10 protein-coding genes are annotated in these 13328 nt (G+C 57.5%); 5 read left to right on the top strand and 5 right to left on the bottom strand.

The window, feature by feature from the left end:
* Nucleotides 1–72: 72 nt before the first annotated feature.
* The 4 genes from ACO6BQ_RS09775 to ACO6BQ_RS09760 form a co-directional block, all read right to left on the bottom strand.
* Entirely contained in the window at nt 73–978 is a 906-nt protein-coding gene (locus ACO6BQ_RS09775) for a hypothetical protein (protein WP_489120686.1), read from the bottom strand.
* A 180-nt stretch (nt 979–1158) separates the two neighbouring features.
* Entirely contained in the window at nt 1159–1593 is a 435-nt protein-coding gene (locus ACO6BQ_RS09770; RefSeq protein ID WP_489120685.1) for a flavodoxin, read from the bottom strand.
* A 40-nt stretch (nt 1594–1633) separates the two neighbouring features.
* Complete coding sequence (locus ACO6BQ_RS09765; protein ID WP_489120687.1) at nt 1634–2200, bottom strand: DUF3793 family protein; 567 nt, start codon at nt 2198–2200, stop codon at nt 1634–1636.
* A gap of 177 nt (nt 2201–2377) precedes the next feature.
* Nucleotides 2378–2530 carry a secretion protein HlyD gene (locus ACO6BQ_RS09760; protein WP_489120684.1) on the bottom strand — a complete coding sequence of 51 codons (153 nt, stop codon included), beginning with the start codon at nt 2528–2530 and terminating at the stop codon, nt 2378–2380.
* 116 nt (nt 2531–2646) lie between these two features.
* Here ACO6BQ_RS09760 and ACO6BQ_RS09755 point away from each other — a divergent pair, with 116 nt between their 5' ends.
* The 5 genes from ACO6BQ_RS09755 (at nt 2647) to ACO6BQ_RS09735 (ending at nt 12044) form a co-directional block, all read left to right on the top strand.
* Nucleotides 2647–3699 (top strand): methionine ABC transporter ATP-binding protein, encoded by a 1053-nt coding sequence (locus ACO6BQ_RS09755; RefSeq protein WP_489120683.1) that lies wholly within the window; start codon nt 2647–2649, stop codon nt 3697–3699.
* The gene (locus ACO6BQ_RS09750; RefSeq protein WP_009657012.1) at nt 3668–4321 is read left to right on the top strand and encodes a methionine ABC transporter permease; all 654 of its coding nucleotides are present in this window, start codon (nt 3668–3670) and stop codon (nt 4319–4321) included. Before ACO6BQ_RS09755 ends, ACO6BQ_RS09750 begins: the two co-directional genes overlap by 32 nt.
* A 17-nt stretch (nt 4322–4338) precedes the next feature.
* Nucleotides 4339–5151, top strand: a complete 813-nt coding sequence (locus ACO6BQ_RS09745) for a MetQ/NlpA family ABC transporter substrate-binding protein (protein ID WP_489120681.1) — start codon at nt 4339–4341, stop codon at nt 5149–5151.
* A gap of 275 nt (nt 5152–5426) precedes the next feature.
* Nucleotides 5427–10208: a TonB-dependent receptor plug domain-containing protein gene (locus ACO6BQ_RS09740; RefSeq protein ID WP_489120679.1), complete on the top strand. Its 4782-nt coding sequence runs from the start codon at nt 5427–5429 to the stop codon at nt 10206–10208.
* A 360-nt stretch (nt 10209–10568) separates the two neighbouring features.
* On the top strand, nt 10569–12044 hold the full coding sequence (locus ACO6BQ_RS09735; RefSeq protein ID WP_489120678.1) for an MATE family efflux transporter: 1476 nt from the start codon (nt 10569–10571) through the stop codon (nt 12042–12044).
* A 56-nt stretch (nt 12045–12100) separates the two neighbouring features.
* Here the strand turns inward: ACO6BQ_RS09735 and ACO6BQ_RS09730 are convergent, their stop codons facing one another.
* Complete coding sequence (locus ACO6BQ_RS09730) at nt 12101–13201, bottom strand: hypothetical protein (RefSeq protein WP_489120677.1); 1101 nt, start codon at nt 13199–13201, stop codon at nt 12101–12103.
* Between the last annotated feature and the right edge of the window lie 127 nt (nt 13202–13328).

The raw sequence follows: 13328 nt of genomic DNA, 5'->3' as shown, positions 1-13328 counted from the left end.
GTTTTTTGCACAAAATTGAGGCTGCTGCACGTTGGTTTCGTGCAACAGCCCCTTTCCATCTCAAAACAATACTCACTCCACAAGCTGCAGCAGTCCCGGCTGCTCGATGTTCCACTTGCCTTTGTTCAAGGAAAAGAGTGCGGGCATATCGACAGTGAGTTTGTCGTAACTCTTGCCCTCCTCGTAGCGTGCAGCGAAGGTCTCCTTCATACCCGCTTCCTCGTGCAGTTTCTGATCGTACGGGAACATCGGGCTCGGGATGACGGCGAAGTCGTTCGGCTGTCCCGGGATGTCGTACGCCCAGAACGTCGCCTCATTGACATCCTCCACCGCCTCGAACTTCGGCATCGCCTTGCCGTTCTCGACAGCGGCATGGTCGGAGCATATAAGGAGGTGCAGGGAATACTTGTCGATGAGCGGTTGGCAGAGTTCTGCGCCGCGCTCGGGCGAGAAGGTCTCGCGCATGGCGTGGTAGTCGTCGAGGAGATCCTGCCAAATCGGCTTGCTCTCGAGTAGTGCGTCGAGGTTGATCTCCTCCTCCGGTTCCGGCTCCGGCTCCGGCGCGGGCTCCGGTTCCGGCTCGGGTGCAGGTGCGGCGACAGGGCGCGATTTTAGCGCCTCGAGATCCGCAGCGAACTGTTTCGCCTGTTCCTCGACCTGCGAAATACGGTTTTCGAGCAAACCGACCTGTTCCTTGAGCTTTGCAACCTCCTCAGCGGTCTGACTGTCCTTCGTGACAGATGCCTGAATCTCCGTCGAAAGGCGTTCCGCCTCCGTACGCAGCCACGAGACATGCCCCTCGATGACGTCGACCGTACCGCCCGTCTGCCGCCACGCATAGTGGGTCGCAACAGCAGCAATCGCAACAGCGGCGACAACGAGAACAAACGAGAGTATTGTCATCACATCCGCCATGACGGGGTGAATGAATCCAACCGCCTGCACAGCGGCAGCGGAAGCTGCTGCCTCAGTCTCCATAGATATCAGCCCTTTCCCTCTATCTCAATCCAACGCTCAAAGCCAAATTACGGCAAACACATATCTGCATATTTTCTCTCTATCCCCCCAAAATTCCTGCTAACAAATGTTTCGGTATATAGAAAAAGAGCCGCCCCGCGCGAAGCGACTCTTTTCTATCAAATGAATACGCAGTGCGTATCAGCACGCACCGACGAGTGCTGCGCCGAGATTCTTGCTGCCCTCGATCCCCTCATCATCCGGCTCGTTCTCGACGATGAACGTGTCGACGAGATTTGCACCCGCTTCCTTCGTGCGCTCGGACCAAGTCTCCATCCACGCACCTGCGCCCCAGCCCCACGATCCGAAGAGCACGACGGGCTTGCCGGAGAGCTTGCCGCTCTCGACCGCCTCTGCGAAGAACGGCTCGTACGAGCCCTCCTCGAGCTCCTCTGCACCCATCGAGGGGCATCCGAGCGCGAGACCGTCATAGCTGTCGATCTGATCCACGGAGAAGCTGTCTACCTCGAAGAGCTCAACGTCTGCGCCTGCCCCCTGTGCACCCTCAACGAGAGCCTCTGCCATCTTCTGCGTGTTGCCCGTGCCGGACCAGTACACAACTGCTACCTTTGCCATGTGAAATCCTCCTCATAGAAACCCGAGAGATCTTCTCTCCCTATACTGCCTGCACCAACTCGGCAAGAGGCCGTCCCGCCTCAAGCCGCGTACAGAACTCCTGAGTACAGGCCGAGTACTGCTCAAAGAGTGCGCGTGCCTCGGCCTCATTCGTGTAGACCTTCCAGTATCCGCTGCACACGAAGTCCTGCCCGCGCCGTTCGATGAACGCACGTACATCCTCCGGCGGGTAGCCGAGGAAGAGCCCGACCTCCGGCGGGAGCGTCTTGCGCACACGCATGCGGAGACGCAGGAACTCGAGCCGTTCCTCCATGCTGTCCGTAATGCGATAGCCCGCCCCACACAGGATATCCTGTGCAGCGGGCACGGTGAGTGCGCGCGCGACAAACTCCGCACGATAAAAGAGGATGAGGACATACTCCTCGCCCTCGGCAACGCGGAACGTCGAGATTCCCTTACAGGAAAAACAGGGCTCATAGGACGCAAGCAGTGCGTCAAAATCCTGAAAGCGGCTCTTTTGAAAAGACAGCAGACTTCCTGCCATCAGACCCGCAAGCAGGGGTGCAGCGTGATAGCCGAGCAAATGCTCAAAATCTGGACAACGCATCATCATATCCCCCTCTGGATCGGAGCACAGAAAACGCCCCGAAGAATCAATTGGTATCCCATTATACCGTAAACGATTCTCATTGGCAATACGTTTTCTCACAGCGGAGGTTCGTTTGATATGGTCTTTCCATATTATAGCCGAGATTGCCCTCAGTGACAACCGAATCTTTTTTATTTATTGAGGAATCGCTGATAAATTCAGCACCGCCGTCTTAGCACATCTTTTTCGCCCTGTCTGTGCCCTAGAATCCTCCACATAGCTTTGGCTATGCGTCCGGTTTGTCTCCTTGACAGGACAAAAAATCTGTACCAATCCGACGGACTTCATTTTATCAGCGATTCCTTGATAGCCAGAATTTAGAGCTGTGTTGGGGAAAACATTGACAAAACACCGCGCGTGTGCTACGTTTAATCGGAATCTCAGCCAAAGGAAGGCTACATAAAATGATACATCTGAAAAATATTGTAAAGACATACGAGGGTGACATCCACGCGCTGCGCGGCATCGATCTCCGCGTCGAGCGCGGCACGATCTACGGCATTATCGGGCTCTCGGGCGCGGGCAAGTCCACACTCATCCGCTGCATCAATATGCTTGAGCGTCCGACGAGCGGCGAAGTGCTCATAGACGGACGCGACCTGATGAAAATGAGCGAGAGCGAGCTGCGCGAGGAACGCCGCCACATCGGCATGATCTTCCAGCACTTCAACCTGCTGTCCTCCGCGACTGTCTACGACAACGTCGCGTTTCCGCTGAAACTTGCAGGGAAGGCTGCGGACGAGATCAAGCCAAAGGTCACGGAGCTGCTTGCGCTTGTCGGGCTCGCGGACAAGGCGGATGCCTATCCGAGCCAGCTCTCGGGCGGGCAGAAGCAGCGTGTCGGCATCGCGCGTGCACTCGCGAGCGATCCGAAAGTACTGCTGTGCGACGAGGCGACCTCTGCACTCGACCCACAGACGACGAAGTCCATCCTCGCACTCATCCGTGACATCAACCGACGCATGGGGCTGACGGTCGTTGTCATCACACATGAAATGCAGGTCATCAAGGATATCTGTGACCGTGTCGCCGTCATTGACGGCGGCATCATCGCTGAGGAAGGCGATGTAGTGGACGTGTTCACCGCGCCGCGCGAGCCAATCACGAAGGAGTTCATCAGCGTCCTGCTCTCGAACGAGCTGCCGACCGCATTTCGCGGCAACCCTATCACAAATGAGCCGAGCAGGGACAGCTATATGCTGTTGCGCCTGACCTTCCTCGGCGAGCGCGCGGACGATCCCGTGCTTGCGGATATGATCCGCCGCTTCCCCGACATTGAGGTGACGATGCTATTCGGCACGCTCGATCAGATGAAGGATCTCCCGTTCGGCCGCATGATTATCGGCATACGCGGCGAGCGCAGAGAGATTGAGGCGGCCATCACCTATCTCTCCGCACAGCATTTGAAACAGGAGGTGATCGGCTATGTCCGCCGAAATGATGCCCCTCTTAACTAAGGCACTGGGCGAAACCATCTACATGGTCATCGTCAGCATGGCGATCTCAACCGCCATCGGTGTTCCGCTCGGCGTGCTCCTGCACGTCACGAGCAAGGGCGAAATTCTCGACGCACCGATGGTGAACCGCACCGTTGGTGCCGTCGTCAACGCCGTGCGTTCCATCCCGTTTATCATCCTGATGGTGGCGATCATCCCGCTCACGCGTCTCATTGTCGGCTCTGCCATCGGTACGACGGCGGCGATGGTGCCGCTCGTCATCGCCTCCGTCCCCTTCATTGGGCGGCAGGTGGAGACATCGCTGCGCGAGGTGCCGCACGGTCTCATTGAGGCGGCGCTCTCGATGGGTGCGACACCGATGCAGATCATCACACGCGTTCTGCTCCCCGAGTCCATGCCCGGCATCGTGAGCCAGCTCACAACCGTCATCATCGCCCTCGTCGGCGAGTCAGCAATGGCAGGAGCCATCGGCGGCGGCGGTCTCGGCGATCTTGCCATCCGCTACGGCTACCAGAGGTTCCGCCCCGACATCATGATCGCGACCGTCGTCATCCTCATCGTTCTCGTCCAGCTCGTGCAGTTTGCGGGCAACAGCCTTGCCGCACGACTAAATAAAAGATGATTTTTAAGGAGGTTTTTATGAAGAAATTACTCACACTCGTACTCGCACTCACAACGCTCGCCCTCGTCGGCTGCGGCGGCGGTGCGGACAATGCCGGCGCAAAGTCGGAGAAGGTCGTCAAGGTCGGCGCATCTCCCGTGCCGCACGCCGAAATCCTCGAGATTGTAAAGCCCGAGCTTGCAAAGGAAGGCATCAAACTCGAGATTGTCGAGTTCAACGACTACGTCCAGCCGAATCTCGCGACGAATGACAAGGAAATCGACGCGAACTTCTTCCAGCACGAGCCGTATCTCAAGAACTTTGTCACCGAGCATCCCGAGCTGAAGCTCGCCAACGTCCTCGGTGTTCACGTCGAGCCGATGGGCATCTACTCGCACAAGATCAAAAACATCAATGAGGTCAAGGATGGCGCGCAGGTCTCCATCCCGAGCGATCCGACGAACGGCGGACGTGCCCTGCTCCTCCTCGAGCACGCAGGACTGCTGAAACTGAAGGACGGCGTTGGGGCTGCCGCAACCGTGCAGGATGTCGTCGACGATCCGAAGAAGCTTCAGTTCAAGGAGATCGAAGCACCGCAGCTGCCCCGCACGCTCGACGACGTGGACATCTCCGTCATCAACACGAACTGGGCAATGCAGGCGGATCTCGTCCCGACACGCGATGCACTCTTCATGGAGGACAAGACCTCCCCATACGTCAACATCCTCGTCGTCCGTCAGGGCGATGAGAACCGCCCCGAGATTCAGGCTCTCATGAAGGCACTCCACTCCGAGGCGGTCAAGAACTTCATCAACGAGAAATACAAGGGTGCAATCATCCCCGCATTCTGAGGAATTGCATGTTGCAGAGGCTGTTGCACGAAGCTAGAAAACTTCGTGCAGCAGTCTCTGTCTTTATGTGACCCGTATCACTGCAAGCGCTCTTCTACAGCCTCACACTTCCTCGCTCTGGTTGCAATCATTGATCAAAAAAGGGGGCAAAACCATCATAATTTTTTCTCAAAGATATAGACATTCACTCTCAGGATGATATAATTGATACACGTTCTTTTCGCATTGTATTCAGAATGTTTGTCGAATCATATTTATCATCAAAGGAGTATTTTATGCCACGAAAGAAGGGACGACATTTCCATCGCCTGCTCACCTGCGCCATTATGACATGGCTCGCCATGCCCGTCTATACCGTGTGGGCGAATGATGGTACACAGGGGGGGGGCAGTGTATCTACTGCTGATATTCACGTCGATGCCGATGCCGCAAAGGAAGAGGCGAAATATGAGTCGCAGTCAACGACGATCATCACGGCGGAGGACATCGCACGCAAACAGGCAAAGTCCGTCGAGGACGTGATCTTCAACGAGGTCGGCGTGACGCGTACAATCGACGCGATGGGCAACGTCGGCGTATCGATCCGCGGCGGTGACCCGCGCCATACGCTGCTGCTCGTAGACGGGCAGCGTGTCTTGGGCGGTGAGGCGAAGTACAACGGCAACGCCGATGAGCTGCTGCGCATCGGCGCGGAGAACATCGAGCGCATCGAGATCATCCGCGGTGCGGCGAGCGCAAAGTATGGCGCGGATGCCATTGGCGGCGTGATCCATGTCATCACAAAGCAAGGCGTAAAGAATCCGTCCGTCTCCCTCAACATCGAGGGACGCTTCCACGACTCGCGCACGGGGAGCGGCACGGAGACAAACACCCTGCCGACGAATTTCTACCTGCGTGCGGACTCCGGCGACATCGGCAAGCTGAACCTCAGCGGGTGGACATCAAAACGCGAGGTCATGCCCGTCTACTCCGACGGCAAGCAGTTCATCGCAGGCGAGAACTGGTACGAGGATTTCAAGCCGTCGCTGCGCTTCTACGGCTCGATCAAGAACGACGGTGTGAGCGGCTCCTACAGCTTTGACGATGCGAACAAGCTCTCCTTCCGCTTCACGACAGAGCGCGAGAACATGCAGCGGCGCAACAAGGGCGAGCTCTACCCGCTCCCCTCGTTCTTCGAGCCGATGCAGATCTACCAGCGTGACCGCAAGCGCGACACATACAGTCTCAGCTACGAGGGACGCATCGGCAAGAATACGGACTATACGCTGAACTACGGCTACGGCAAGCTGCGCGAGGACGACTCGACCATCCTCACCTACTACAGCAGCGGGCGTGACAAATACTCGGGCAAGAACAGTCTCGCAGGTGTGGACTACCTCGACCACACGCAGACGAACGTCGACCTGCACTTCAACACCGCCGTAAACGATGCGCACTATCTCAGCTACGGCTTCGGCTGGCAAAAGGAGTACGCCGAGGGCTCACGTCTGCGCAATGCGCCAAAGAGCTACACGCGCCGTATCAATCCGTGGGACTATGACAAGTCGCTCGCAGTTGACGATAATACGGCGGGCGTGGACGATAAGCCTGACTCCTACGTTCACAACTATAAATTTATTCGGAACGAGAACGGCTTCGTCTGGGATAAAAACGGCGAATACTACGGCTCAGAAGCGCCTCCGATGACGTATGAAGAGGTGATGCGCGTCCTCCCCGAAATTTTCGGCGGTGGAATCGTCGATCCCGCACTGAAGGCGAAATACGACGCATTTAATTCCCAGCTCAAGGCGCAGAACGATTTTGACAACGATCCGCGCTTCGCGAATACCAACGACACGTATAAATATGCCCCCGTCCTTGGCTACTACGGCGCATTGGCGCAGTTCGGACCGGCATATAAGCAGGACAAGAACATCACATTCAACGGAACGTACTATGGACAGGGGTTTGCCGCACGGCAAAACCAACTGCTGCTCGGCGAAGCAGATCTCACAAAGACCTACGCCTATGTACAGGACAGCTGGCAGGTCACACCGAAGACCATCCTCACACCCATCCTGCGCATCGACCACAGTAATCGCTTTGGCTCGCACGCAACGTTTAACCTCGGCATGACACACATGCTTGCGAAACACCGCCGACTCAAGGCGAACATCGGCACGGGCTACGGCGAGCCGGGGCTCGGCGAGCTGTTCTACAACTGGGAGATGTACGGCGGCACGGGAGCAGATCATCTCGGCTGGTACTGGATCGGCAATCCGAACCTGAAACCCGAGAAGTCGCTGAACATCGACCTCGCATTCGAGGGCGAGAACGAACACACCTACGGCAAGGTCGGTGTGTTCCACAACGAGATCTCGGACTATATGACCTCCTACTTCACGGGACAGCTTGTGGACTTCAACTTCCACGGCAAGAGTTTCCGCAACGTCCCCGACCGCATCTACAGCTTCCGCAACATCGGCAAGGCAAAGCTCACGGGGATCGAGGCAGAAGTCCAGCACAAGTTCAGCAAGAACTGGAGCGCAAAGCTCGGCTATACCTACCTGCACGCAATCAACGCGAGTGATGATGATCTGCCGCACCGCCTGCTCGATCGACCGACGCATAAATTCGATGTCGGCGTCAACTACAAGGACGATGCACACGGCTGGCGTGCGGCGCTCTGGGGCAGCTTCTTCAGCCGGATGCTCGACAGCAACTCCGTCAAGACAGATAATCTGTTTGAAAAGGATGGCGCGGGCAACTACATCCGCAAGCGCGGTGAATACCGTGAAAAGAGCTTCGGCATTTGGAATCTCCTCGTCGAGAAGGACATCCGCAAGGACTTCACCGTCTACGCAGGTGTGGACAACCTCTTCAACCATCAGGACGACGATCGCGCCTATCATGACCGCACGTTCCGCTTCGGCGTGAATATGAAGTTCGACGACTTCGGCTCGTTCCTCGGCACGGGAATTCATCGCAATGCAGACGGCATACTCGTCGATCGGGACGGTGTGCCGCTGAAAAACTTCTACGGAGACGACTTCTTCCTGCACCGCCCCGAGACAGCGACGGACGGCAGGACAAAGGGCAGCCTCGACTTCTTCGGCGACTATCGGATGCGCACGAGCACCCATCGTGGCTACGATCGCGCGGAGATGCGCGAGACGAAGGAGACACAGGCGGACGAAGCGGCGGCACGCAACTACGCTGACCGCCCGGGACACGGCTTCGGGCAGCGTCTGCGCATCGGCGCGAACTACCGCATTGACGACAAGCTCGGGGTCAAGGCTGTGCTCGCAACGGGCAAGGCAAACGATGCGGCGGATCCCGTAGACGAAAATAAGGGGCTCGGCGGTGTTCACATCGAACGCGCCGAGGTCACGGGCAGCCCGGGACGCTGGGACTGGACGCTCGGGCGCATCCATGAGCCGATGGGCGTGACGGGCTACTTCTTCGGCAAGGAGTACGACGGCGCACGCGTCCTCTATACAAAGGATCGTACGCAGGTCGCCGCCGGTTTCGGCGACTTTTCACGCACGACAGGTGTCTATACGAGTGCCTACAGTCACAAGGAGGCAGCGATCATCCGCCGCGCCCCGACACTGAACGAGCTGTTCGGCTACTATACACAGGAGGTACGCGACGCAGAGAATCACACACAGCACGTCAGCAGTTCCCCCTATCCCATGGAATACGACCCAAATGCGCCGGCGAACTTCCGCGAGAAGTATAACAATGCGGGCAAGATTCAGGACGCAAACGGCAACTGGGTGCGCGATCCCGCACTCTCCGATACGCAGATTGCCGAGAAGAAACTGGAAGTCATGCGCGAATTTGTCAGCATCCTCAAATCCGTGGATGCGGAACTCCTGCGCCGCTCGAATGAAACACCCGGCGGCGGCGGATATGAGAGCAAATGGGAGAAGATCCTCAACGGGGATGGAAATCCGGGTACGGCAACCTCCAGGTTTTATAGTAATTTTTACAGTGCTCGTGTCGTTGTGCGGCGCAGCGACGGCGTCGTCCGCGACCTCTATCGCGACAACAACTACGATGCACTCAAATATCTAGACCTCTCTCAGGAATCAGGCGTCGCTTCGCCTGTGGACAACCCGAAATACGGCGGCGTTGAGGGTATGCTCCGCGAGCAGAATATCCGCACGATGATGGACGACATCCTAAAGGAAGTTGAGGACGCGGGCAGTACCTATGAGACGCAGGACGGACAGACGCTGACACGGGCTGAAGCAATCGACCGTATGTTCAACGACTTCGTCGGTGAAACTGCGGGATATTTTGACCAGAATATCCCCGGCAATTACGGTGGTTCGATTGGGAGATACAACGGCGTATCAAAATTTTTCTCGGCAATGATGGGCAACGAGCGCTTCAATCCGCTCAACAATGCCCCCATCCCCCTCCCCGGTGCCCCCATCGCCTTCCGCCAGCCCGGATTTCTGCTGAAACACGACGTGATTCCGAAGATGGAGCGTGCGGGCTTCCTCAAGGTACGCCATCAGTTCGGCAGCCGTCTCGGTGCGGAGCTGTGGACGCTGCACTCCTTCGGACACGGCATGGATGTAAAGGGCGAGAAGCTGCCGATTGCGAACGTCATTGGCATCGGTGCACGCGCAGTCCTCGGACCACGCACGATGTTCTCCTTCGACTACGGCATCAACCGCGCTGCGACGGGACGTTACTTCCACGGCGGCAGGGACATCTACGGACGCTATACGGACGGCGGCTCTGTGCCGTACTTCTGGGTCATGCGTCTGGACTTCGGCATTCCCGACATGGATATTCCCGGCAGCTGGGGTGTCTACCTCGACTACAAGAACTTTGAGCACGGTGCATTCCTCGGCGGCACGGGCGCAGATCTGCCCGACCGCTACCTCGACGGCATCCGCTCCTTTTCCACCGGCATTGCCTTCGTCCCCGCGCGCGACCTCATGCTTGAGGCGATGTATACCTTCGGTGCCCGCAGCACGCAGATGCGCGACACGCTCTATACGCCCGAGCACTTCCGCCTCGGCGACTACACACGCATCCAGCTCACCTATCGGTTCTAAACAGATTCCACACGTACAAAAATCCTGCTCCCGAACATCGGGAACAGGATTTTTCGTTTTCCTTTTACGTCCAGAGCACCTGCGGTTCTATGATAATTGTTACGGGAGAATGCGGACTGCGATGTTCCAAAGCACCCCCTAATGGAGCAAGCGAGAAAAGTGCGCGGTACACCCCGGTGGATTTCGTCATTCAACCGAAGGGCGTTTAGAAATTCGCTGGTATTTAGTATTTAAGCGTACAAGCGCACGAACGCTTGCGAACGCGGCGTTTGCGTGGAGTATCGCAATCCATAACACTTGACATAGACCCCCGAAGTGGCGCTCGTGACTTATACGCCTCTCTATGATAAAATATCTCTTATGAATAAGATTCTCAACAAACTCCACGCACTCAAACGCCGCGAGCGCATCTACGGCATACGCAACCCGCTTACCTATGACTTTCTGCATCACAATCTGCACCATCTGCACGTTCTGCTCTTCCACAGCGCGGATCAGCAGGACTTCACGCGCGGCGCGATTGTGCGCCAGCTGCTTATCTTCATGCTGCCGATTCTCCTCTCGCAGCTGCTCCAACAGTTCTACACCATCGCAGACACCGCCCTCGTCGGACAGGCACTCGGCCCAGAGGCTCTGGCAGCGGTCGGCACGGCGAGCCTCATCCTCTCCGTCATTGTCAATTTCTTCATTGGATTCTCGGCGGGGCTCAGTGTTCTTGTCTCGCATCTCTACGGGGAAAAACAGTACACACGTCTGAGTGCGCTCGTACAGAGCATCTTCGTCACCGTCCTTGCATTTGCCGTACTCTTTACAGCGGCGGGCATCCTGCTGACCGAGCACCTGCTCGCGGCACTCTCCACGCCCGCAGAGCTCATCCCGCAGGCAAGCCTCTATCTGCGCATCGCACTCGGCGGTATGCTCGCACAGCTCCTCTACAACACGGCGAGTGCCATTCTGCGCGCCCTCGGCAATACGACGAGTGCGCTGCACTACCTCGCTGCCGCTGTCGTGCTCAACATCGTGCTCGACGTACTCCTCCTCATCGTCATTCCCTGCGGCATCGCAGGAGCCGCAGCCGCGACCGTCATCGCACAGTATGCGTCAGCACTGCTTGCCCTGCGAAAATTCCGCCATCTCCACGGGGCATGGCAGCTGCGTCTGCATCGCCCCTTCTTTCAGCCCGCCCACCTCCTTCCCATTCTCGGCACGAGTATTCCGGCGGGACTGCAAGCGGTCTTTATGAGCATCTCGTCCCTCGTCATCCAGACCTACATCAACTCGTTTGGCTATGCAGCGATGGCGGGTATGACCGTCTACGCGCGCATCGAGGGCTTCCTCTACTACCCCCTCTTTGCGTTCGGCATTGCACTCACGAGCTTCATCGGGCAGAACGTCGGTGCACATGACCTCATACGCGTGCATGCAGGGCTGCGTGCGAGCCTTCGGATTGCGGCATTTGGTGCAATGGGCATGGCGCTCGCTGCGGGTCTTGCCGCGCCGACGCTTGTCACCCTCTTTACCGACGATCCCGCAGTCATTGAAAATGCGCTCGACGCTGTTTACTATACGTTCCCGTTTTACTTCCTCTACGGCATCAATCAGATCTACATCGGCGCGCTTCGCGGTCTCGGCGACACGCTCTATCCCATGATGACCGCGCTCGCCGCGTACTGCGTGTTCCGCGTCGCATGGTGCTATGCGTGGGACATCGTCGGCATCCACTCCATGCATGTCGTCTACAATGCGTACAATGTCAGCTTCCTCGTCATGGGAGTGCTCCTCTATTGGGGATGCAGACGTGCACTGCGGCGCACAGATCAGGTGCCCACGGCATAAAGAAGGTCTTACCACACGCACGGTCGCGTATGGTAAGACCTTCTTTGATAGGATTGTCACGGTGTCGCGGGGGTCTCCGCATTCACCGCGCTGCGGCGGATCATGTCGCCGACGCGCAGGTCGTAGGTCAGAGCCTTCTTGTGCAGGGTCTCGGCACGCGCGAAGTCCTCAGGCAGTCCCGTGTCCAGTCCCTTGACAAAGCTCTCGTACGATGCAATGGATGCCTCCGTCGCTGCCTTGCGCTGGGCGGCAAGATATGAGGCACCGTCCGGAACCTCCACAGCATCCAATTCACGCTGGTATTTTTTCAGTACCGGAATCATGTCCTCCTGCAGGAGGCGGATGAGCGCCTTACGATGCTCCGTCGTATATGTACTCCAGGCCGTCTCCGTGAGCCTGCGGAACTCGTTCTGCGCAGAGCGAAAAACACTGTTATAGCGGTCAACAATCGGACGCGTCGCCTCGATGTAGTGCACGAGATCACGCTCCGTCGCCCGCTGAACCACTTCGAGATAGGCGCGGTAGTTCTCCACACGCACAATCTGCCAACCGGACGCTCGCTGCTCCATACGCAGCTGCAGGGGGAACTCCAGCCCTGTCCCACCATCGCGCACGGTCACGGTCGCCACCGCTGCACGCCCGTCGCGCACAATCTCTCCAACCGCGACCAACTCCGTGTCGCGCAAATGACTGCACTCCATCAGATACTCGTAGTCAATCCCGAGCTGCCGCCCCTTGAGCTCGTCCGTCCCCTCCGGCTCCGGCCAAGTACCCGTGCGAACAGCATCTGTGATCGTCCGTGCAATCCCGGCCGCAACACTGTCCTTGATCTTTTCGTAGAATTTCCCCGAGGCATTGCGCTCCGCCTCCTTGAGGCTCGTATCACGCGCAAAGAGGACATAGGTGAGGTCGTCGTAGCCGGCATCGGCGACTGCAGCGACATCCACCCGCCGCAGGAAAAGCTCCGCATCGTGTGATGCAATCGCCTCCGCCGCCTGTTCCAAGGCATATGCAGGACGTTGGATATAGTAAGCGAGATACCACGCGAGCAACAGTATCGTCAACACGATCAGTGCCGCCGCCAGTATAAATTTGCGCCGGTGCGCCTTGCGCCGCCGTGCCAGACGCACACGCCACGCAAACTCATCCATCGGCATCGCCGCACCCCCTTCATGAAAATCACTGTCATTATAGCATTGAAGGGCGTTTCGTTCAATCACCATACGCTCCAGGGAATCGCTGATAAAATGAAGTCCGTCAGATTGGCGTAGATTTTTTCGTCCG

This window comes from Centipeda sp. (in: firmicutes), assembly GCF_057271695.1.
Note: the sequence above shows the minus strand (reverse complement) of the source record. Positions and strands in the feature narration are given on the sequence as shown.